General features: G+C 42.8%; 16 protein-coding genes and 1 tRNA gene. 7 read left to right on the top strand and 10 right to left on the bottom strand.

Going from position 1 to position 20732, the window contains the following annotated elements:
• Both B3B27_RS03540 and B3B27_RS03535 read left to right on the top strand, forming a co-directional pair.
• Nucleotides 1-503, top strand: a 503-nt coding sequence (locus B3B27_RS03540; RefSeq protein WP_286846831.1) for a bifunctional 4-hydroxy-2-oxoglutarate aldolase/2-dehydro-3-deoxy-phosphogluconate aldolase, incomplete at its 5' end; no start/stop codon positions are given.
• 15 nt (nucleotides 504-518) lie between these two features.
• The gene (locus B3B27_RS03535; protein WP_238868404.1) at nucleotides 519-1985 is read left to right on the top strand and encodes an MFS transporter; all 1467 of its coding nucleotides are present in this window, start codon (nucleotides 519-521) and stop codon (nucleotides 1983-1985) included.
• A 55-nt stretch (nucleotides 1986-2040) separates the two neighbouring features.
• Here B3B27_RS03535 and B3B27_RS03530 read toward each other — a convergent pair.
• The 4 genes from B3B27_RS03530 to B3B27_RS03515 form a co-directional block, all read right to left on the bottom strand.
• A tRNA-Ile gene (locus tag B3B27_RS03530) sits at nucleotides 2041-2117 on the bottom strand.
• A 248-nt stretch (nucleotides 2118-2365) separates the two neighbouring features.
• Nucleotides 2366-4219 carry a 4-hydroxy-3-methylbut-2-en-1-yl diphosphate synthase gene (locus tag B3B27_RS03525; RefSeq protein ID WP_238868403.1) on the bottom strand — a complete coding sequence of 618 codons (1854 nt, stop codon included), beginning with the start codon at nucleotides 4217-4219 and terminating at the stop codon, nucleotides 2366-2368.
• A gap of 8 nt (nucleotides 4220-4227) precedes the next feature.
• On the bottom strand, nucleotides 4228-4608 hold the full coding sequence (locus B3B27_RS03520; protein WP_238868402.1) for a VOC family protein: 381 nt from the start codon (nucleotides 4606-4608) through the stop codon (nucleotides 4228-4230).
• Nucleotides 4609-4951: 343 nt separating this feature from the next.
• A complete protein-coding gene (locus B3B27_RS03515; protein WP_238868401.1) occupies nucleotides 4952-5674 on the bottom strand; it encodes an MBL fold metallo-hydrolase in 723 nt (240 codons plus the stop codon).
• Nucleotides 5675-5914: 240 nt separating this feature from the next.
• Here B3B27_RS03515 and B3B27_RS03510 point away from each other — a divergent pair, with 240 nt between their 5' ends.
• The 4 genes from B3B27_RS03510 to B3B27_RS03495 all read left to right on the top strand — a co-directional run bounded on the left by B3B27_RS03510 (nucleotide 5915) and on the right by B3B27_RS03495 (nucleotide 10240).
• Nucleotides 5915-6601: an MIP family channel protein gene (locus tag B3B27_RS03510; protein ID WP_286846829.1), complete on the top strand. Its 687-nt coding sequence runs from the start codon at nucleotides 5915-5917 to the stop codon at nucleotides 6599-6601.
• Nucleotides 6602-6830: 229 nt separating this feature from the next.
• A complete protein-coding gene (locus B3B27_RS03505; RefSeq protein ID WP_238868399.1) occupies nucleotides 6831-7688 on the top strand; it encodes an enoyl-ACP reductase FabI in 858 nt (285 codons plus the stop codon).
• A gap of 71 nt (nucleotides 7689-7759) precedes the next feature.
• The gene (locus B3B27_RS03500) at nucleotides 7760-8368 is read left to right on the top strand and encodes an L-threonylcarbamoyladenylate synthase (RefSeq protein WP_238868398.1); all 609 of its coding nucleotides are present in this window, start codon (nucleotides 7760-7762) and stop codon (nucleotides 8366-8368) included.
• 162 nt (nucleotides 8369-8530) lie between these two features.
• Nucleotides 8531-10240: a S41 family peptidase gene (locus B3B27_RS03495; RefSeq protein ID WP_238868397.1), complete on the top strand. Its 1710-nt coding sequence runs from the start codon at nucleotides 8531-8533 to the stop codon at nucleotides 10238-10240.
• Nucleotides 10241-10425: 185 nt separating this feature from the next.
• Here B3B27_RS03495 and dusB read toward each other — a convergent pair whose 3' ends face one another.
• From dusB to dnaG, 5 genes are all read right to left on the bottom strand, one after another.
• Nucleotides 10426-11412, bottom strand: a complete 987-nt coding sequence (gene dusB / locus B3B27_RS03490) for a tRNA dihydrouridine synthase DusB (protein WP_238869399.1) — start codon at nucleotides 11410-11412, stop codon at nucleotides 10426-10428.
• Between the two features lie 109 nt (nucleotides 11413-11521).
• Nucleotides 11522-13642 carry an alpha-L-fucosidase gene (locus B3B27_RS03485; RefSeq protein WP_286834022.1) on the bottom strand — a complete coding sequence of 707 codons (2121 nt, stop codon included), beginning with the start codon at nucleotides 13640-13642 and terminating at the stop codon, nucleotides 11522-11524.
• Between the two features lie 173 nt (nucleotides 13643-13815).
• The gene (locus B3B27_RS03480) at nucleotides 13816-15123 is read right to left on the bottom strand and encodes an ABC transporter permease (RefSeq protein WP_286845926.1); all 1308 of its coding nucleotides are present in this window, start codon (nucleotides 15121-15123) and stop codon (nucleotides 13816-13818) included.
• An 11-nt stretch (nucleotides 15124-15134) separates the two neighbouring features.
• Nucleotides 15135-16079 (bottom strand): ABC transporter ATP-binding protein, encoded by a 945-nt coding sequence (locus tag B3B27_RS03475; RefSeq protein ID WP_238868394.1) that lies wholly within the window; start codon nucleotides 16077-16079, stop codon nucleotides 15135-15137.
• Nucleotides 16080-16242: 163 nt separating this feature from the next.
• Nucleotides 16243-18267, bottom strand: coding sequence for a DNA primase (gene dnaG, locus B3B27_RS03470; RefSeq protein WP_238868393.1), 2025 nt, complete (start codon nucleotides 18265-18267; stop codon nucleotides 16243-16245).
• Nucleotides 18268-18377: 110 nt separating this feature from the next.
• Between dnaG and B3B27_RS03465 the strand changes: the two genes are divergently transcribed.
• Nucleotides 18378-19397 (top strand): branched-chain amino acid aminotransferase, encoded by a 1020-nt coding sequence (locus tag B3B27_RS03465; RefSeq protein ID WP_238868392.1) that lies wholly within the window; start codon nucleotides 18378-18380, stop codon nucleotides 19395-19397.
• Nucleotides 19398-19430: 33 nt separating this feature from the next.
• Here the strand turns inward: B3B27_RS03465 and B3B27_RS03460 are convergent, their stop codons facing one another.
• A complete protein-coding gene (locus tag B3B27_RS03460) occupies nucleotides 19431-19907 on the bottom strand; it encodes a CYTH domain-containing protein (protein WP_238868391.1) in 477 nt (158 codons plus the stop codon).
• Between the last annotated feature and the right edge of the window lie 825 nt (nucleotides 19908-20732).

The raw sequence follows: 20732 nt of genomic DNA, 5'->3' as shown, positions 1-20732 counted from the left end.
TCGCCGAACTGGTGAAGTGGGCCAACTCAGCATGTCCGGAGATGATACTGGGTATCGGCTCCATCGTGGATGCCCCTACTGCTGCGCTCTACATCCAGTTGGGAGCCAACTTTGTGGTAGGGCCACTGTTGAATCCAGACATATTCAAAATATGCAACCGCAGGCAAATAGCCTACTCCCCAGGTTGCGCCACAACCTCCGAGATAGGGCTGGCACAGGAGCTGGGGGTTGAGATAGTAAAGGTTTTCCCCGGCGGGAATGTGGGAGGGCCGTCGTTTGTGAAAAACATCAAGGGGCCGATGCCATGGTCAAAGATCATGGTCACCGGCGGGGTGGAACCTACTGAAGAAAATCTGTCGGCATGGTTCATAGCAGGCGTTACATGTGTTGGAATGGGATCTAATCTTTTCCCTGAAGAGGTAGTAAAGAGTGGAGATTGGGGAAAAATTACCCAGCTGTGCAAACAGAGCCTCTCAATCGTCAAAAAATATTCTAAACAATAATCATTATAGAAAATCATGAGTAAACTACAAGAAGAAGGAAAAGCAAAAATGACCAATTACCGCTGGACGATTGTCCTAATGCTGTTTTTGGCAACTACGGTCAATTACATGGATCGGCAGGTGTTATCGCTGACGTGGGCCGACTTTATAGCACCGGAGTTTCACTGGACGAACAGTGATTATGGTACCATTACCGGGTTATTCTCTATTTTTTACGCCATCTCTATGCTCTTTGCTGGAAAATTTGTGGACTGGATGGACACCAAGAAAGGTTTTCTCTGGGCTATTGGAGTGTGGTCTTTCGGAGCAATATTGCACGCTTTCTGCGGACTTTTAACTGCAGGCATAACGGCAGGAGAATGGACTCTCAGTTTTCAGGGTGCACGACAGGCTATTGGTACTGTTGGAAATATATCTATGGTTGTAAACGTAAGTGTTACACTGTTTGTCTTTGCCCGGCTTATACTCGCGATTGGAGAGGCTGGAAACTTCCCTGCCGCCATCAAGGCAACAGCAGAATATTTTCCAAAGAAAGATAGGGCATACGCAACCAGCATTTTCAACTCTGGCGCTCAAATCGGAGCTTTATTGGCACCGCTGACAATCCCCTTCATCGCCAAGGCATGGGGGTGGGAAATGGCTTTTATTGTAATAGGTGCCTTGGGTTTTGTATGGATGGGATTTTGGGTGTTTATCTATCATAAGCCTGAAAAAAACAAAAGAGTGAACTCCGTTGAACTAGCCTATATAAATCAAGATGATATCACAGATGCGGTACAGGGAACAATACCTGCGGATGAAAATGCCGGGAGAAAAGTATCTTTTAAAAAAGCATTCAAATACAAACAGACCTGGTCGTTTGCCGTCGGTAAATTTCTGACGGATGGTGTGTGGTGGTTCCTGCTTTTCTGGATCCCGGCTTATCTTAGTTCAGTATACGATCTGAACTCAACTCAAAGTGCACCGCATGTTTTCGTTGTATATGCGATCTCAATGATCTCTGTTTTTGCAGCCGGATATTTCCCTGCCTATTTTATGAATAAGAAAAAAATGGACCCTTACCAGGGACGTATGCGGGCAATGTTGCTTTTTGCTTTCTTCCCGCTACTGATTCTCCTGGCACAACCACTGGGAAGTATCTCTGTATGGATGCCAGTAATAATTATCGGTATCGCCGCTGCTGCACATCAGTCCTGGTCGGCTAACATCTTCACCACCGTGAGTGACATGTTCCCGAAACATGCCGTAGGTACAATCACCGGCATCGGTGGTATGGCCGGCGGTGTGGGCTCCTTCTTCATCAATAAGAGCTCCGGCGTACTGTTCGACCATGCAGCCAACACAAACATGAAATTCCTTGGCTATGAAGGAATTGAATCAGGCTACTTTATCATCTTCATCTTCTGTGCCATCGCCTATCTGTTGGGCTGGACCATTATGAAAGCATTGGTACCGAAGTATGAACTGATTACTGATATGTAATTTTTGTTTGAAAAATAACAGGCAATCAGATTTATCTTTCTGACTGCCTGTTATTTGGTGGTCCCAACTGGGCTTGAACCAGTGACTCCCTGATTATGAGTCAGGTGCTCTAACCAACTGAGCTATGGGACCTCTGTTTCGGTTCAGATATACCGAAAGCGGGTGCAATATTACAGTTTTTTTCGGAATTTACCAAAAGAAATATCAATAAATAGTGCTAATTCCCCTTACTGTTTAAACAACATCAATATAACTAACAAAAAAGCTCACAGGCTATCTGATAATTAACTCGCTTCGTTCACTAACGTAGATATTCGCTCGTTATGGTATAGCTCAAGCAAGCGCTGAATATAATTGTATTAATGAGCGCAAAACTTAAATTAATTATTTTCGGGTTCAATCCAGTCCCCATGATCTTTGATAAGCTGAATAAGATGTTCTACTGCCTCAGACTGAGGAATATTTTTCTCCACCAACTGTTTCTTTCGGTAGAGTGAAATTTTCCCATGTTCGGCTCCAACATATCCATAGTCAGCATCAGCCATCTCACCCACACCATTTACTATGCACCCCATCACCCCTATCTTCAGATGTTTCAGATGAGAGAAATGTTTCTGTACAAGGGCGACTGTTGCCTGCAGGTCGAACAAAGTCCTTCCGCAACCCGGGCAGGAGATAAACTCCGTTTTGCTCGTTCGCACACGTGCCGCCTGCAATATGCCGAAAGAATAAGCATCGACATCAGTGATATCGATCTTCCCTTGGTTGCTCATCATGATACCGTTACCGAAACCATCCAGGAGAACAGTTCCAAAATCCGCCCCACCTTTGATCTGTAAATCCTCCGGCTCATCTTCAAAATAACTCCTTTGAAGAATAACCGGTACATGGCACTCTCCATTCAGCAGAGCATGGAAAAAGGCTCTTTGCTCCCCCACCCCATTAGGATGAACAGTAGTAAGGACCACAACCACTCCGGGACTATTTTTTAATACTGAAAGCACCTCAGCTGTCAGCTCTGGGTAGGAGATGCGCAGGAATTTAACCCCGGCACTGCAATTACCAATGTTACTTATATTGCCAACGGTAAACAGCGGATAATTATCAATTATCTCTTCCCAACAGTCGAAATCCACAATCGACTTCATCCCTTTCGGAAAGTTCTCTGGAACCTGCTTCCCCACATAAATATAATCGGGGATGAAGTGGGAGTTTATCGTCATATCTTGCGTGTTGCTCCTATCTGAAATCACCACAGGTACGTAATCCCCTCCAACATTCCAAACAGCCTCAGTTTCCCGCCTATCGGTCGAAAATGGAGAGAAACCAGGAAATTGTCGTCCCTCAATGGGTGGATGATTTTGCCGTTGCATCACGTAATCCACCAGCTTTCGGGCTACAGGTACCTCTGCCTCGGGATCTTCGCTCAGTGAAACACGAATGGTATCTCCCATGCCATCGCTTAGGAGAGCACCAATACCTACTGCCGATTTCATACGCCCGTCTTCTCCGTTTCCGGCTTCTGTAACACCCAGATGAAGTGGGAAATGGATACCTTCTTTATCCATGGTCGCCACCAAAAGGCGTACTGCCTTGGCCATCAGAAGTGTATTGGACGCTTTCATCGAAATCACAATATCGGTAAATCCTTCTTCCATGGCTATACGAAGGTACTCCATACACGATTCCACCATACCTTCAGGCGTATCCCCGTAGCGGGTCATAATGCGGTCGGAAAGCGATCCATGGTTTACCCCGATACGCACGGCTGTGCCATGTTCTTTACATATCTGAAGAAAGGTTGCCACTTTTGCACGGATTTTCTCCAACTCCGCTGAGTATTCTTCATCGGTGTATTCCAACTCGGCAAATGTTTTCTGCTTGTCTACGTAGTTACCGGGATTAATACGTACTTTTTCGGCTATGGTAGCCGCCACTTCGGCTGCCCGCGGATTAAAGTGAATGTCGGCCGACAGAGGTATAGTATATCCTTTCTCTCTTAACTGCCGGTGAATCTCACGAAGATTATTTGCTTCGCGCACCCCCTGAGTAGTAAAACGAATCAGGTCTGCTCCGGCTGCTACAATCCTCTCACACTGTGCCACACTGGCTTCAGTATCTAGAGTATTTGTATTGGTCATCGTCTGCACAATAACAGGGTAGTTACCACCCATAGTAATGTTTCCTATATGTACATCAACTGTAGGGCGCCGTTTGTAATTGAAAAAGTCCATATAACTGTTTATTTCTTCAAAGGTAATACTTCTATCCAATATCCATCGGGATCGATAATGAAATAAAGTCCCATTTCTTTATTTTCGTAACAGACACATCCCATCTCATTGTGAAAAGCTCTTATCTCATCATAATCACCTTCCACGCGGACACACAGATGCTGTTCATTATCGCCCATATTATAGGGCCTGTCCCAGTCTCTTAGCCATGTCAGTTCCAGCGTGAAGCCCGTAGCCCCGTCTCCAAGATAGACCAGAATAAATGATCCGTCTGACGCTTCCTTTCTTCGGACTTCTTTCATTCCCAGAGCCCTGCCATAAAAATCGATACTTTTTTGTAGATCGAATACGTTGATATTATAATGATCGAACCTTGCTTTTATTTCCATATTATTGTTTTTTTAGATTGAACAAGATAAGTCTTTTCCGCTGAAAATTTTCCAAAATACACATCTATTTTCAGCAAGTTGAAACCACTGAAATCGGGTTTTGGGGTTTCCGAAGCAGACTCACAAAATTATTAAGGATTACAAAACACATATGATCAAAATATTATATATTTTACCGCTTTAACTGATTACATAATAATTTATTACTACCAGTCCCTATTTTTGAGAGTACGATTGTCCCCTGTTTACGATAAGATTCTCTAACGTGGCAGAGATTCCAGTTAAAAAGTGTTCGATTGCCACAGCATATTTGCGGGTTGCAGACAGACAAAAGGAATTTCAATTATAGAGTATAAGATTGTCCCCGGTGCGATAATGGCAGATATTTACAGCCGTATCCGGATGCAATTTTTTCGAAAAGGTTTACTTTATCGTAGTCGCCCCCAAAATGCATCGGCAGAAAATAATCGGTTCCAATCCTCGATACAAACTGCTCTGCACCGCGCATATAATCTTTCCCCAAGCGCGGATCAACCGGAAACATTGCAATATGCAACCGATCGGTTTTTTCTGATAACAGCTCAAGTTCACACAGAAAATGGTTTTCAAACGAAAGTGCTTCCTCTTTGCTCACCTCTTCATTCCAATGCCAGTTATTCAGGTCGCCGGCATGAAAAAAAAGCTGATCGCGATACCACAGCAAAAACGAGCAGCCAGCATCTGTAGATCCAAAAGCTTTTACCCTGAGCCTATGGTCATTAAACACTCCCTCCTTTCTGAGGTAGTGAGCATCGCTACGTCCTGCCTTGCCACTTTGCAAAAGCTCGTATGAGAAGACATAGCTGATATTCTTTTTCCTTTTTTTCCATGTCAATATTTCAGGATTGAAATGATCGGAATGAGAGTGTGAACATAAAACGTACAAATCCTGCTCTTTACTGAGCAGATAATCTCTAACCCAGCTTTTCCCTTCTTCGCGTGGAACATCTTTGTAAAAATCGAATAGCACAGAGAACTGATCGAATTCAATCAGGTAACAACTGTGAAATATATATGTGATGATCATATCTTTATTACTTATCTTTTATAACAACTTATAGACAAAATGTTCCAAACTATTCACATAAAAATTGGTAAAAACATTAAAATCACTATATCTCAAATATGCTATCGCGATACATTACCAGGCGCAATTGAGTCAAAAAATGTGGAATCTGTCCCCAATTATTTGCCTGAAACAGCGATAATTAAAAAATATTTTTTTCCTTTGTAATGTACTATATGTTTCACACAAATATTAAAAATCATGAAGAAGTATTTTGCAGAGATGGTCGGTACTATGGTACTGGTATTGATGGGCTGCGGTGCAGCCGTTTTTGCGGGTGCAGCGCAACCATTCGAATCTGTGGGTACGCTTGGTGTTGCATTCGCATTCGGCCTTTCGGTGGTTGCAATGGTCTACACCATCGGCAGTATCTCGGGATGTCATATCAACCCTGCTATCACGCTGGGAGTTTTCCTCTCGGGTAGAATGAGCGGCAAAGATGCCGCGATGTATATGGTTTTTCAGGTCACCGGTGCTATTTTAGGATCTTCCATCCTTTGGTTTCTCGCGAAAGACTCCGGCTCCTCTACTACCTTAACGGGAGCAAACGGTTTTGGGGAAGGACAAATGGCTGTAGCATTCGTTGCTGAAACGGTGTTCACTTTCATTTTTGTGCTGGTAGTATTGGGAGTGACCGCTAAAAACGGACTGAATAAATTCGCAGGTTTAGCCATAGGACTGGCTTTAGTGCTGATACACATTGTATGTATCCCTATCACTGGAACATCCGTGAACCCTGCCCGCAGTATCGGTCCGGCAATTTTTGAAGGAGGAGTGGCTTTTGCACAACTCTGGCTTTTCATTGCAGCTCCAATGCTTGGAGCTGCAATTTCGGCTCTCGTATGGAAAGGTATAACGGTTGAGAACACCACCGTAAAGGCTGCCTGACCTGGCATTTAAACGGGTAAATGACAAGGGTGAATATCATATGATATCACCCTTGTTTTATTTTTTTCATCGTGGCTTTTCAACTAACAAACATGGCTGTGAGAACATATTTTTATGTTGAGTGTTTATTTATTGCACATTTTTCGTAAATTTGCGCAGTTTTTCAGATTAGAATCACAGCAAAACTCCGATAAAATCTTTTTATGGGAAGATCAAAATTGAAATAATTATGAATCACAATTTACTAAAAGGGAAAAAAGGTATTATTTTTGGTGCGTTGAACGATATGTCCATCGCCTGGAAGGTGGCTGAGAGAGCCGTTGAAGAGGGTGCTACCATCACATTGTCAAACACTCCCGTTGCCGTTCGAATGGGAGATACAACTAAACTGGGAGAGAAGCTCAACGCTGAAATTCTTCCGGCAGATGCCACCAATGTGGAAGATCTGGAAATGGTATTTTCCAAATCGATGGAGATACTGGGTGGAAAGATCGATTTCGTGCTCCACTCAATAGGTATGTCGCCCAACGTTCGCAAAAAAAGGACTTATGACGATCTCGACTACGACATGCTTATGAAAACCATAGATATCTCTGCCATCTCCTTTCACAAAATGCTGCAGGTAGCCCGTAAGATAGATGCCGTTGAGCGTGGAGGCTCTTTGCTGGCACTCACATATGTCGCCGCACAACGTGTATTTTACGGCTACAACGACATGGCCGATGCAAAAGCGCTTCTTGAATCCATTACCCGCAGTTTCGGATATATCTACGGACGCGACAAGGGAGTTAGAGTGAACACCATTTCACAGTCGCCCACTATGACAACTGCAGGCAGCGGGGTGAAAGGAATGACAGACCTTATGGATTTTGCCGAACGTATGTCGCCTCTTGGGAATGCAAGTGCCGATGATGCCGCTGACTATTGCATAGTGATGTTCTCTGACCTAACGCGAAAAATCACAATGCAGAACCTCTACAACGATGGCGGCTTTTCCAGCATGGGTATGAGCCTTCGTGCTATGAAGCAGTATAGTAACGGGCTGGATGAGAACCGCGATGAAAACGGTAATGTAATTTACGGATAATAATTGACCTGTTTTCAACAATTTGGCTTCAATTGAAAGATTGAAGCTTTTTTTTTATACATTTGCAGGCTATGTTGATAAAGCTTTATAATGAGAATCCTAATCCACGTGAGATAGAAAAAATAGTTTCTACTCTGTACGATGGCGGTATCGTGATCTATCCTACCGATACACTATACGGTATTGGCTGTGATGCACTGAATGTACGCGCTGTTGAGAAGATTTGTGCTTTAAAGGGGATAAATCCGCAGAAGAGCAACCTATCAATTATCTGTAACGATATGAGCGCTATCAGCGAATATGCCAAAGTAAGCACTCCTACTTTCAAACTTATGAAGCGCAACCTCCCAGGGCCTTTTACATTTATCTTACCCACTACCTCTTCGCTGCCAAAAATATATAAGAACAAAAAAACGGTAGGTATCCGGGTACCCGACAACAATATTATTCGCGAGATTGCCGCACAACTTGGGAACCCGGTTTTAAGCACATCAGTAAAAGATGAAGACGAAGAAATTGAATATACCACCAATCCCGAACTGATCCACGAAAAGTGGGGAGATATAGCCGATATAGTTATCGACGGCGGCTTTGGGGGAATAGAAGCCTCAACGGTGGTGGATTGCACTTCCGACGAACCAGAGATCATCCGTCAAGGTAAAGGGGTGTTAAATCTATAAAATTTAAGGAATCACATTAAAATCTTCACTACTTTCGCAGTCTTATAACCGTAATAAAATTAATAATAAATTCATTATTAGCTCGCTCATTGAATTACAAATATTTACACTTGATATTCCACAATTGAAAACAGTTATATCCATTAGAAATCAACGGATCATATGAAAAGAATATTGTTTTTTCTCTATCTTGTACTTATATTTAACTTATCATGCGAAAAAGAAGATCCTTCAACCAATAAAGGAGATCTTGAGACAGCAACATACAATGCAACAACCAAGTCTTTCACTTTAGAGTACAACAGCGGGTACAAAAAGAGCGTAAGTGCTGTGATCGACAACTCAGTATCCCCTCCAAGTGCAAGCGCCACATTAGACGATGGAACAGTTGTTTACACACTTAATGCAGATACGTCAGGGGAAGCCATTATTACAACATCGGACGTTATCTCAAATTATAAATATGTAAATAAATGGATCTACGAAAATATGTCGGTTTATTATTTGTGGAACGACAAACTATCCAAAAATCCCAATTACATCCTTTATCCTAAAGATTTCTTTAACTCCATCCTTTACAAATACAATGCTACTTCAAATCCTTATGGAGATCGCTTTTCATGGATTCAGGAAGATTACAAGGAGTTGTTGGGAAACCTTAGTGGTGTGAGTTCAGACGAGATTGGATTTGAATATATTTTTGTCTGGGCAGATCAGGCAAAAACACATTATTATGCATTAGTCCTTTATCCCAAGCATGGTACTGACGCCGAAGCAAAAAAGATTGACAGGGGCCGCTTTGTGACGAAGATAAACGACCAGAATATCACTCCTGGCAATTATCGTGACCTCTTTGGCGGCACAGGCAGCAAGAAGCTGACAATGGCGGACTGGAAACTTGATAGTTCAGTGGGCCCAGAAGATGAAGGTTATCCGGAATATATATTAACAAATAGTGGCGATGTGAACATCCTTATGCATAGAAACTTTGCGGAAAATCCGGTATATAGGGACAGCGTATATACTATCGGGGATCAAAAAATCGGCTATCTGGTTTACAATTTCTTTGCCCGTGACAAAGGTGATAAAAGCAACGACTATGATAAACTTCTGATGAACAGATTACAAAACCTGCAATCGCAAGGTATTGACGAGATGGTGCTCGATCTTCGTTATAACAGCGGGGGAGCAGTATCTTCGGCCATTGCGCTGGCAAGTGCTTTAGTGAAAGACAGATCTACCAGTAATGTGCTCACAACCTCACAATATAATTCAATAGTACATAATTCACTTCTTAAGGAATATGGTGCCAATTACAATAAAGATTATTTTATTGATATGATTGAAGGCACAAAAATTCCAATACCATCTTTGAACCTGCCACGTCTTTATGTTCTTACAAGCGGCTGGACTGCCTCAGCAAGTGAGTTCATCATTAACGGATTAAAACCATACATGGATGTGGTTCTTATTGGAGAAACCACATATGGGAAGAACGTTGGATCAATAAGTATATACGAGGAAAATGATTCTAAAAACAAATGGGGCATGCAACCCATTATTGTAAGATATGCCAATAGTCTGGGACAATCTGACTTTACATCAGGATTTCTTCCCAATTATGAAGTGGATGAATTCAAAGATCTTTATTTAGTGGATTTTGGAAATACGAACGACCCACTTCTTGGGAAAGCGTTGTCGCTTATTACAGGACAGACTCTATTCACACGTGCAACATCTGTCATCAATACTCAATTCCGTTCTTCACAGATAGATGAAAAGGCTTCAATCAAATTAAGACAGAACAAGCTCAGTTTCGAAATGTACGATGACGTCCGTGGAGATATTATCAAAAGCACTATAAAGAAATAACCCATTCTGGTTGAAATACCTGGAAGAGGGTGTCAAAACTTTTTGACACCCTCTTCCTTTCTACTTATATTATTGAGTCTGTTCCGCAAACCCCAAAACCCGATTTCAGGAGGTCGCAACTCGCTGAAAATCGATGGCGTTTTTTATGGGATTTTCAGCAAAAAAGACTTATCTGAGGGGACTCATTATTCTAATCCAAACTTCTCCGGGATATCATCCATGATGGTGAATAACTCCCCAAGGGTATTGGCACGTAACATAGCAATGCGGGTGGCTTTGAAATCGGGGATTCCTTTAAAGAGAGGAGTGGCCGCCAGGTGACGCCGCATATGGAGGATACCGCGAATTTCGTCGAGTCGCTCCACACTCTCCCTTACCTGCCGTTTCAACACATTGAGATACCAGAGGAACGATTCCCGGGGCAGATGCTCTCCGGTCTGCAAAAAGTGTTTTACATCCCGAAATAACCACGGGGCACCAATGCTGCCACGACCGATCATCACCGCATCAACACCGGTCTCCCCAAACCGCTGAAGCGCAATCTCAGGTGAGGTGACATCGCCATTCCCGATAATAGGAATACGCATACGGGGATTGTTTTTAACTTCACCAATTAAAGTCCAATCGGCCTCCCCCCTGTACATCTGTGCACGGGTGCGCCCATGAATAGTGAGTGCAGCGATACCACAATCCTGAAGCTGCTCTGCAAGCGACACAATAATTTTTGAATCGCCATCCCATCCCAGCCGAGTCTTCACTGTTACCGGCTTCGTCACAGCCTTGACTACCTTTTCGGTGATCTCCAGCATCACCTCGGGGGTACGCATCATCCCCGAGCCGGCTCCTTTACCGGCAATCTTTCTGACAGGACAGCCAAAATTGATATCAATCAGGTCGGGATCCACCTCTTCACAGATTCTGGCTGCTTCAACCATGGCTGCAGGATCGTTGCCGTAGATCTGTATGCCAATAGGGCGTTCCTCCTGACTGAAGAGGATCTTCCGTTTTGTCTTCTTAACATCGCGTATCAAGGCATCGCTAGAAATAAACTCGGTATAAACCATATCTGCACCGAACTCTTTGCACAGCATCCGGAATCCAATATCGGTCACATCCTCCATAGGAGCAAGGAGAACGGGATTTTCAGGAAACTCAGTATTACCTATCTTCATCATTGCCCTGAATTAATAAAATTTACCCAATTTCTCTTTTCATTCATTTTGATTAAAAACCACTAAAATATTATCAATGCCGCTCGGGGAAAAAAGCGGGAATAAATGCCTAGCGTAAATTGATTGTCACATTATTCAGCCGAAGCGGGGAAACATTTGATGCCGCATCTGCAGAACGGAGTGAAACACTATGAAAATCTCTTTTTTGCAATGTGTGGGGCAAAAGCTTCTGTGTATATACTATCCACTCTTCCAAAGGAGTGATGTTATAGGAAAACATTTTATCAAATCCGTTGTAAAATTTTATAACAAGCTGGTTATTTCCTTTTTTCAGTGGCAGAAGAACAATCTCTTCCTGCGATGTTAGTCTTGTGGGAGAAAAATGTGCAGTTACATACTCACCATTGAGCAGAATATAAACTGCATTCCCGCAGCCAACCCTAACAGCCAGAGTCTGAAGGCACGACGATTCAATTTCCTGCAGAAAAAGGATACTTTCACGAGGCTTGATCTTTTCTGATATTTGTTCCCCGTAACGAAAATCTCTCACCATTTTCCATCCGTTATCTGCAAAGCCCACATCAATGGTTACCATACCCTCCACTTCAATATTTCCAAAAACGCCACGTCCTGGCTTCCGGTATAAATTGCCCCATTTCACAGAATTTTTGAGCAGTCTCACCTTTTCAGATGCTGAAGGCTGAAGCGTTACCTGCTGCCTCTGACCATCGATCTCCAGCTCAATCGTTCGTCCAATCTCACTTTCGGTAAATATAATATCTGGTGAGACAACACTCCTGCGGGAGCGAACAGCCCAATCATAACCGATAAGGCTTTTATAACCCGAATAATAGTTAATGCTCGAATGCCCAAAAAGATGCATACTGTTTTGAGATGTCAAAACTGCCCCTTTAGCAACCGGTGAAGGAATCACAACAAAGCCATCATCAAATGTTATTTTAATTACCGGGAAAAGTTCTTCGCTATGCAGGGGCGACAAATCGACTTCAAGACGACCGCCATTTTGTACAAACAGACACGTCTGTCCTGAAGCCAATAGTTTTACTTCACTTACAACTCCACTGAAACCTGAAATCTCAATTTTTGAAGATGACGGCACTCTTTGCACAAATCCATACAGACAATTTTCTCCGGCAGTTATATCTCCCCACTCAAATGAATGTGGAAAAGGATTAGGCTTTGTACCATATATTGCTTCAGCATTCGCTTTTACCCATTTACCGATACCGAGCAGCATATCACGCTCAAACTCCACTACCGATCCGTCGCCTCTGGGGCCGATATTTAGCAGGTAATTCCCGCCACGGCTGATCACCTTTATCAGGCTGGCAATCTTCTCTTCCACTTTCGGTTGAACCTGTCCCCGCACCTGCCACGAGCGATAGCCCCATGTTTCGGGGAAGACGGAAGCGGCGGTCTGCCACGGCACCCCCAACTTGTAGGAAGGATATTCGTTATCAGCCATCACGGCAAAATCCACGAAGTCGTTCCCCAGCCTGCCACTGATCATACAATGAGGCTGCAACCGGTTTACCAGCTCATACAAGCCCTTGCTCTGCAGTGGCGTAAGAGAGCCCATGTCAAACCAGATCTCTGAAATTTCACCGTAATTGGTCATGATCTCCTCCACCTGTTTCAGGTTAAAAAGATAGTGTTCAGGAGTAAGAGGATCGGCATTATGACTTGATATAGGATATGCCTGTGGAAAATGCCAGTCTATCAGCGAGAAATATACCCCGAAATCTATCCCGCCCCTCTTGCATGCCTCTGCAAGTTCCTTCATCAGATCTCTTCCATAAGGAGTTGCATCAACGATGTTGAAATCAGTATATTCCGAGTGGTACATACAAAAACCGTCGTGATGCTTGGATGTTAAAACAATAGATCGCATACCCGCCTTTTTCGCCAGTGCCACAATACTGTCCGGATTCCATTTCAACGGGTTGAATTCACTTGCGGTGTCTGCATACCAGTCGCTGAATATACCGGCAAACGACTGGATCTGTTCACTATATCCGCGAGTAACCGGTTTTCCTTCGTACACACCGCCGTAAACGGAGTATAAGCCGAAATGGATAAACATGGAGAATTTCTGATCAAGCCATTTCTGCACAGGTTTCTCTTGTGCAGAAAGTGTTGTTACAATTGCAGAAAGTAAAAGAAACATTTTCAGCTTCATAGATAATTTCATTTCAGTCCGGATTTTCATCTCTCAGGTTCTTTAATATATACATAAACATTTCACCTCTTACAGACCGTAATAAGCGCCGAGGTTTAATTAACAGTTGTTCTCTGACGACTGCATGTATTACGAACAGCCTCGATCGCGATCGGGCTATTCAATATTAACAGCTGTTTTCTGATACGGCAGATCATATACTATCACTTGTACCTGACCCACTTCAACATCTCTTTTATGGAGGGTTTCTTCCCGTACATCAGAATACCAACCCTGTAAATTTTAGCTGCGAAAACAGAAATAAGTATAAATGTACCGTACAGCAGCAGAACTGCCAGCAGCTTCTCCCATAAAGGTATTCCGAATGGAATACGCACCATCATTACTATAGGAGAAGTAAATGGGATAAGTGATGTCCAGAATGCCAAAGGACCGTCGGGATTGCTCACACTGTAAAATCCGGCAAAAAATGCAAACATTATTAGCAACGTTACCGGCGTCATAAATTGGCTGGTATCCTCATCACTGTCGACTGCAGAGGCAAACATCGCAAAAATTGAAGCATACAAAACATATCCGCCAATAAAGAAAAGAAGAAAATAGAACGCTATCTCAAACCAATTGACACTAAGGATGGAACTGACTACGCCCTCCATATTGAAATCTCCCATGTTTGCCGACACGGCTGCCGCCTGCTCTGGAGAAGAGATAAGGAAAGACATACCACTGAATAAAGCTCCCAGCAATACACCCCATATCACCAACTGGGTAATTCCAACCAGCCCAATCCCAATAATTTTCCCTATCAACAGGTTTACAGGCTTTACCGAAGAGACCATCACCTCCACAATACGGCTTTTTTTCTCTTCCAACACAGCCTGCATAACCATATTGCCATACATGAGGATAAACATGTATATTAGTATGGTAAAAACCATCCCTATAATAGTGGCAAGCTCGGTAGACGACTCCGAAACATTTCCATCATCGCCCATACGAAAGGTTCTCAAAGATATTTTGTGACCATCCTCTATAATGGAACGAACCCGGGAAATAGCTTCAGCATCTACATTGCTCGACGATGAAAGTTCATCAAGCTTTTGCTGGGTTACCTTCTCATTCAGAGTGCTTTCGATAATTGATTGCAGCTCTTGCGGGGCCTGCTTGTCTGAAGTGAGGGAGACAGCACGCGGATTTTCATTCAAATCGCCAGTAATCTGCAGAATGGCAAATAGATCCTTGCCCAATCTCGACTCCGTATCCTGCTGTTCCTGTTCTTCCACAATATGAAAATAGTATTTACCGGTAGATTTCAACAGTTGGGCATAAGTGCCGGTGTTGTCAATCACCGCTATACTCTTCACCCCTCCTTCATTCAAGGTGGAGAGCCATAAAGGAACTACCGACAAAGCGATCATTAGCAAAGGCATGAGCAATGTAAGGATAATGAATGATTTCTTTCTTACCCTCGTGATATATTCGCGTTGTATAACTAATCCTGATTTATTCATTTTTTATGAGATTAAATGAGATTAAACGAGACTGGCTCTATTTCTGCCTGTTTAGAGTCACGTGTAACTGTTTTTATAAAGACATCAGTCATGGTGGGCAGCTCTTCGTCGTAACTCACCACTTCGTATCTATCGAAAATCAATCTTGCCAACTCGTTACTGCTGATATCGTCAGACTTTTTCACCCGAAGATCGATGAACTCATGGTAAGGTTCCTTTGAGAGCAACGTGAACGAGGGATGCTCAAGGTCAAATTGATTTCCGAAAAGGCGAAAACGAAAAATATTGGGCCGATGTGCTTTACGAACATCAAACACATTCCCCTGCAATACCACCTGAGACTTGTGGATGAGCGCTATATTATCACACAGCTCCTCCACCGACTCCATGTTATGGGTGGAAAGGATGATGGTCTTCCCCTCTTCTTTCAAACGAAGCATTTCGTTTTTAACAATTTCTGCGTTTACCGGGTCAAACCCGCTGAAGGGCTCATCGAAGATCAGCAGGTCGGGGTTATGAATAACGGTAGAGATAAACTGCACTTTCTGCTGCATACCTTTCGACAACTCCTCCACCTTGCGGTTGTACCAGCTCATGATATCAAACCGTTTAAACCATATCATCAGTTCACGGTGTGCATCCTTTTTCGATAATCCCCGCAGCCGGGCAAGATACATAGCCTGTTCACCGACCTTCATTTTTTTATACAATCCCCTCTCTTCGGGCATGTAGCCAATATTATACACATCTTCGTTTCTCGAAGGGCGCCCTTCAATCATTACCCCACCGCTATCGGGTGCGGTGATGCGCGTAATGATGCGTATGAGTGTGGTCTTTCCCGCCCCGTTAGGTCCCAGGAGGCCGAATATTGTCCCCCTGGGAACCCCTATACTCACCCTATATAGTGCCAGGTGATTAGCGTACTGTTTTACTACGTCGGTGGTTTCTAAATACATATGTACAAATTTAAGTTATTGATTCAGATAATTAAATTTTTATTACCGAAAAAGTAATGACTAATCAACATTCAATGTTGTTGATGAGTAACATCGCAAGTTAAGCCAAAAGCTTTTTAGGTCTGTATGGGAGCATGCAAAATAACGAATTATTAACACGCAGTTAGTATTTTAATATAATTCTCTCTCCCAACTCTTTTGAGAGAACTTTTTTTATCTCCTGCAACTGTTTCAATTCAACAATAAGAGAAAGGTTCTTATCCGGGTCTCCTGTTTTCATCTCCTCTCTTATCTCCTTTATTTTATGAAGGATATAGGCATTTTTAAGCTCGGTGGTAGCTCTAGGTACATAGCTGTTAAGCTGATTCTCTTCACTAAGTCTCGAATCTCTGGCACCAACCTCCTCTCCAAGTATCTTCGAATGTATCTTGCTCAGATGATAACGATCGCTCATCAGTTCTGATGCCAGCTTGCTGATCTCAGGATCGGGATGCGACAGGAAATATCGTCCGGAATCGAAACTTGCATCTTCAAGATGATCAACTGCCTCCTCAAAAACCTGCCTGTAGAGATCATTTGAAAACGCAATCTTATCTCGTTCAAGGTCAAACAGCACAAACTCTGTCACACCCGGCCCCACCTCCACCAACAGCTCTTCTTCTATAACGGCTTTACCCTCTTTCCGTTTATGCTTTTCAAATTTCTTGTATATGGGCGTATTCCCATAACGAATTATGTAACGCAGAATTTCCAGTTCATACTTATCGTAAGGATTTCCAGAAGAGAATTTCCAACCGGTTTCACTTCTTGTTGCAACACCAATCTCCTGCTTTTCACTATAGGAAGCCTCTTTATCTTTTTGTTCCTTCTTTTTTTCGTAGTTGCGCCGGCGAATTTTATTTATCTCACCAATGAGCACCCGCTCAGGCATATCAAGCAACTGCGAACAGTCCTGTATATACACTGAACGTGTGATTGTATTGGGTATCAGCGCTATGCTCTCTACCACATTCGATATCAGCCCTGCACGTTTAATTGGATCATCACCTACCTCCTCCAGCAGGAGCTGCGTTTTAAACCTTATAAAATCAACCTCATTATCTGCGATATACCGGTTAAAATCCTCTGCGTTCTGTTTTTTCGCAAACGAGTCGGGGTCTTCTCCTTCAGGAAGCAGCACCACCTTTACATTCATATCATCTTCAAGCAACAGGTCGATTCCCCTCAATGCAGCTTTTATTCCCGCCGCATCACCGTCGTAAAGCAGGGTGATATTCTCTGAAAAACGATGGATCATACGAATCTGGCCGTGAGTGAGAGCTGTCCCCGACGATGCCACAACATTCTCAATACCTGCCTGATGCATTGAGATAACATCAGTATACCCTTCAACAAGAAAACATTTGTCCTGCTTAACAATAGCGCTCTTTGCGAAATAGATTCCGTACAGTTCATTGCTTTTGGAATATATTTCACTCTCGGGAGAGTTAACGTACTTACCTGTATTCTCTACCTTTTTAAGAATACGTCCCCCAAAAGCCACCACTTTGCCCGAGAGAGTATGGACGGGAAAAAGTACTCTGCCGCGAAAACGGTCAACAAGTGGCCGGTTATACTCTCCTCCTGCAGACAAGCCAGTCTTCAGCAGGTAGTCGCGTTTATACCCATTTTTTTGCGCTTCTGCAGAAAAGGCATCGCGTTGTTCGAGGCTGTATCCCAGTTGAAATTTTCTTATGATATCGTCCCTGAAACCCCGTTCACGAAAATAAGTCAATCCTACAGCTTTTCCCTCAGGGTGAGTGTGAAGTATCTTCACAAAATAGTCCCGTGCATACTCGTTAAGGATAAACATGCTCTCTCGATCGCTCTGAGCCTGTTTTTCCTCATCGGTAAACTCTTTTTCAACAACTTCAATATTGTATTTGCGGGCAAGGTATTTCAGAGATTCATAATATGAAAGCTGCTCATGCTTCATCACGAAGTGTATGGGAGACCCACCCTCTCCGCAGGCAAAGCATTTGCAAATATTCTTTGATGGAGAGACGTAAAACGAAGGGGTACGGTCGTCATGAAAAGGGCATAACCCCACATAATTTACACCCCGGCGGCGAAGCGTAACAAAGTCGGACACCACCTCCACAATTTGTGCGGCGTCCTGAATACGACCTATTGTTATGTGATCAATCATTTATAAATACGAAATTAATGATTTATATTGTGAAAAAAAGTGATTTTATAAAATAATATCATACATTTGTATGGGATAATTTGAACTTATATACTATTAATTTTTTAAAAATGAATGCTATCGATTGGTCAAATATATCATTTGGCTATATGAAAACCGACTACAATGTCCGCAGTAACTACCGAGATGGAAAATGGAGCGACCCTGAATTGGAAACTTCGGAGTACCTGAACCTACACATGGCTGCCACATGCCTTCACTATGGGCAGGAAGCATTTGAGGGTCTGAAAGCCTTTCGTGGAAAAGACGGGAAGATACGAATCTTCCGCATGCGTGAGAATGCTTTACGCCTGCAGTCATCCTGCCGTGGTATCATGATGGCCGAACTGCCGTTAGAACTCTTTGAAGAGATGGTGTTGCTCGTTGTAAAGAAAAACGAACATTTTGTCCCACCCTACGATAGTGGGGCTTCACTCTACATCCGGCCGCTGCTTATCGGCACAAGTGCCCAGGTAGGTGTAAAGCCGGCAAGAGAGTATACTTTCCTTATTTTTGTAACACCCGTGGGGCCCTATTTTAAGGAGGGATTTAAGCCCACACCTATGGTGATCATGCGTGAATACGACCGCGCAGCGCCACTTGGCACGGGAACATACAAAGTGGGTGGCAACTATGCTGCCAGCCTGAAATCGGGAGAGCTAGCACACGAAATGGGCTATTCAGCCGTACTCTACCTCGACGCCAGAGAGAAAAAATATATCGACGAATGTGGCCCTGCCAATTTTTTCGGCATCAGGGATAACACCTATATTACACCAAAATCCGAATCTATTCTGCCCTCTATCACAAACAAAAGCCTGATGCAGCTGGCAGAAGAGATAGGGCTCAAGGTGGAGCAACGTCCCGTATTAGAAGAAGAGCTTGCCACATTTGAAGAAGCGGGCGCTTGCGGCACAGCCGCCGTAATCAGCCCCATTCTGCGGATCGACGACCTAAGTGAGAATAGATCCTACAAAATTTCAAAAGACGGGAAAGCAGGCCCTATATGTGAGCAGTTGTATCATAAGCTCCGGGCCATTCAGTATGGTGACGAACCCGATAAATATGGTTGGGTGACTATTGTTGAATAAACTATAAAAAGCGGCTAAGCCGCTTTTTCCATTTTATTTCGCATCCCACTCTTTGTAGGGATGCATAGAGAGTGATGAGTTGTAATAGCGTATGTCTCCAGTTACTTCACCCCGCAGCCAATCAGGCTTTTCAAAAGGCTCATCTTCCTCTTCCAGCTCGATCTCCGCAATAACCAGCCCTTCGTTGCTACCATAGAATTCATCAACTTCAAATAAATGCCCTTCATAATTGATAAGATACCTGATCTTATCAATCACGGCTCCCTCACATAACAGCAGCATCTCTTCGGCATCCCCTACCGGAATTTCATACTCCCATTCGTTCCGTTTTATCCCCCCTTCCTCCGAAGCGCTTTTAACGGTAAGAAATGCCTTTTCTCCATTAACACGTACACGGATAACACTTGTTCCTGAAAGGGACAAATAGCCCTGTTTAATTATAAACCTCTCAAAAGAATGAGTTCTATAATCTCCATCTACCAGAAACTTACGTTCTATTTCGTATCCCATATATCTATCAGTTTTATTCAAACTTACATAAAATATTTGTGATTCTGTATGCCGCTTTAAAAAAATAAGCAAGAGTCCTGTTTTCTTTATCAACTAACATAAAAACAGTCTTGCAAAAAAGGTTTGCATCCATTACGAATAGTTAGCTATCAACAACCGGACAAAAACCACCGAATAAAAATTCGCTTATCCGATAAAAACTGAAGCAATGTTCTTCCCGACGATTAATGTAAATAAGAAATAAAGAAAATGAAGATGGATTGAAAGCGTTCACTGTTTGTGAAAAGAGATAAAAAAACTATGTTTTTAGAATCTCGTAATCTCTACGAAAAAAAAAAACATAGTTAAGATTTTGGTTGGATTAAATAAAAATCAATGCGCGTAATTCTATTCTTTATTCAATGAATCCACAACAAAAATAATATATTCAAAGAAATTGGTAATTTTTTATTTGTACTTTTTTTGCATTTTGAGGAAAATTTCCACGATTTCACCATTTTTCTCAACAGTGTTCAAATGAACCAGTACGACACGGATGCATACATCCCCGAGAGAAGCAAAATAAACCAGTTCGATCAAATCATGGAACTATGAAGCAGATGGAAAACATGAAACAATACGCCGGAAAGAGATAGTTAATGTAATATTAAACCAGTACATGCCATATTGCCAAAAGTTGTAAATTCAACATTGCCACTTTTTGTACATTTTAAATTTGCTAATTACAGGGGGGCGACTCATAACGGTTTTTGACCAACTAAGACTCAGGTCTCAGCATTACACATTAGAAAAAGGTGCTCAATTGTAAGCACCCTAGCAACTACC

The sequence above is a fragment of the Proteiniphilum sp. UBA5463 genome, assembly GCF_002427225.1.
Taxonomy (GTDB): domain Bacteria; phylum Bacteroidota; class Bacteroidia; order Bacteroidales; family Dysgonomonadaceae; genus Proteiniphilum; species Proteiniphilum propionicum.
The sequence above is the reverse complement of the archived record's forward strand: the minus strand, read 5'-3'. Positions and strand labels throughout refer to the sequence as shown.

What these genes read in the sequence shown, in the direction of transcription:
- B3B27_RS03485 (WP_286834022.1), bottom strand. Translation starts at nt 13,642, where the DNA reads ATGAAAATCCGGACTGAAATGAAATTATCTATGAAGCTGAAAATGTTT.
- B3B27_RS03460 (WP_238868391.1), bottom strand. Translation starts at nt 19,907, where the DNA reads ATGGGATACGAAATAGAACGTAAGTTTCTGGTAGATGGAGATTATAGA.
- B3B27_RS03535 (WP_238868404.1), top strand. Translation starts at nt 519, where the DNA reads ATGAGTAAACTACAAGAAGAAGGAAAAGCAAAAATGACCAATTACCGC.
- B3B27_RS03480 (WP_286845926.1), bottom strand. Translation starts at nt 15,123, where the DNA reads ATGAATAAATCAGGATTAGTTATACAACGCGAATATATCACGAGGGTA.
- dusB (WP_238869399.1), bottom strand. Translation starts at nt 11,412, where the DNA reads ATGAAGATAGGTAATACTGAGTTTCCTGAAAATCCCGTTCTCCTTGCT.
- B3B27_RS03500 (WP_238868398.1), top strand. Translation starts at nt 7,760, where the DNA reads ATGTTGATAAAGCTTTATAATGAGAATCCTAATCCACGTGAGATAGAA.
- dnaG (WP_238868393.1), bottom strand. Translation starts at nt 18,267, where the DNA reads ATGATTGATCACATAACAATAGGTCGTATTCAGGACGCCGCACAAATT.
- B3B27_RS03465 (WP_238868392.1), top strand. Translation starts at nt 18,378, where the DNA reads ATGAATGCTATCGATTGGTCAAATATATCATTTGGCTATATGAAAACC.
- B3B27_RS03510 (WP_286846829.1), top strand. Translation starts at nt 5,915, where the DNA reads ATGAAGAAGTATTTTGCAGAGATGGTCGGTACTATGGTACTGGTATTG.
- B3B27_RS03505 (WP_238868399.1), top strand. Translation starts at nt 6,831, where the DNA reads ATGAATCACAATTTACTAAAAGGGAAAAAAGGTATTATTTTTGGTGCG.
- B3B27_RS03520 (WP_238868402.1), bottom strand. Translation starts at nt 4,608, where the DNA reads ATGGAAATAAAAGCAAGGTTCGATCATTATAATATCAACGTATTCGAT.
- B3B27_RS03515 (WP_238868401.1), bottom strand. Translation starts at nt 5,674, where the DNA reads ATGATCATCACATATATATTTCACAGTTGTTACCTGATTGAATTCGAT.
- B3B27_RS03495 (WP_238868397.1), top strand. Translation starts at nt 8,531, where the DNA reads ATGAAAAGAATATTGTTTTTTCTCTATCTTGTACTTATATTTAACTTA.
- B3B27_RS03525 (WP_238868403.1), bottom strand. Translation starts at nt 4,219, where the DNA reads ATGGACTTTTTCAATTACAAACGGCGCCCTACAGTTGATGTACATATA.
- B3B27_RS03475 (WP_238868394.1), bottom strand. Translation starts at nt 16,079, where the DNA reads ATGTATTTAGAAACCACCGACGTAGTAAAACAGTACGCTAATCACCTG.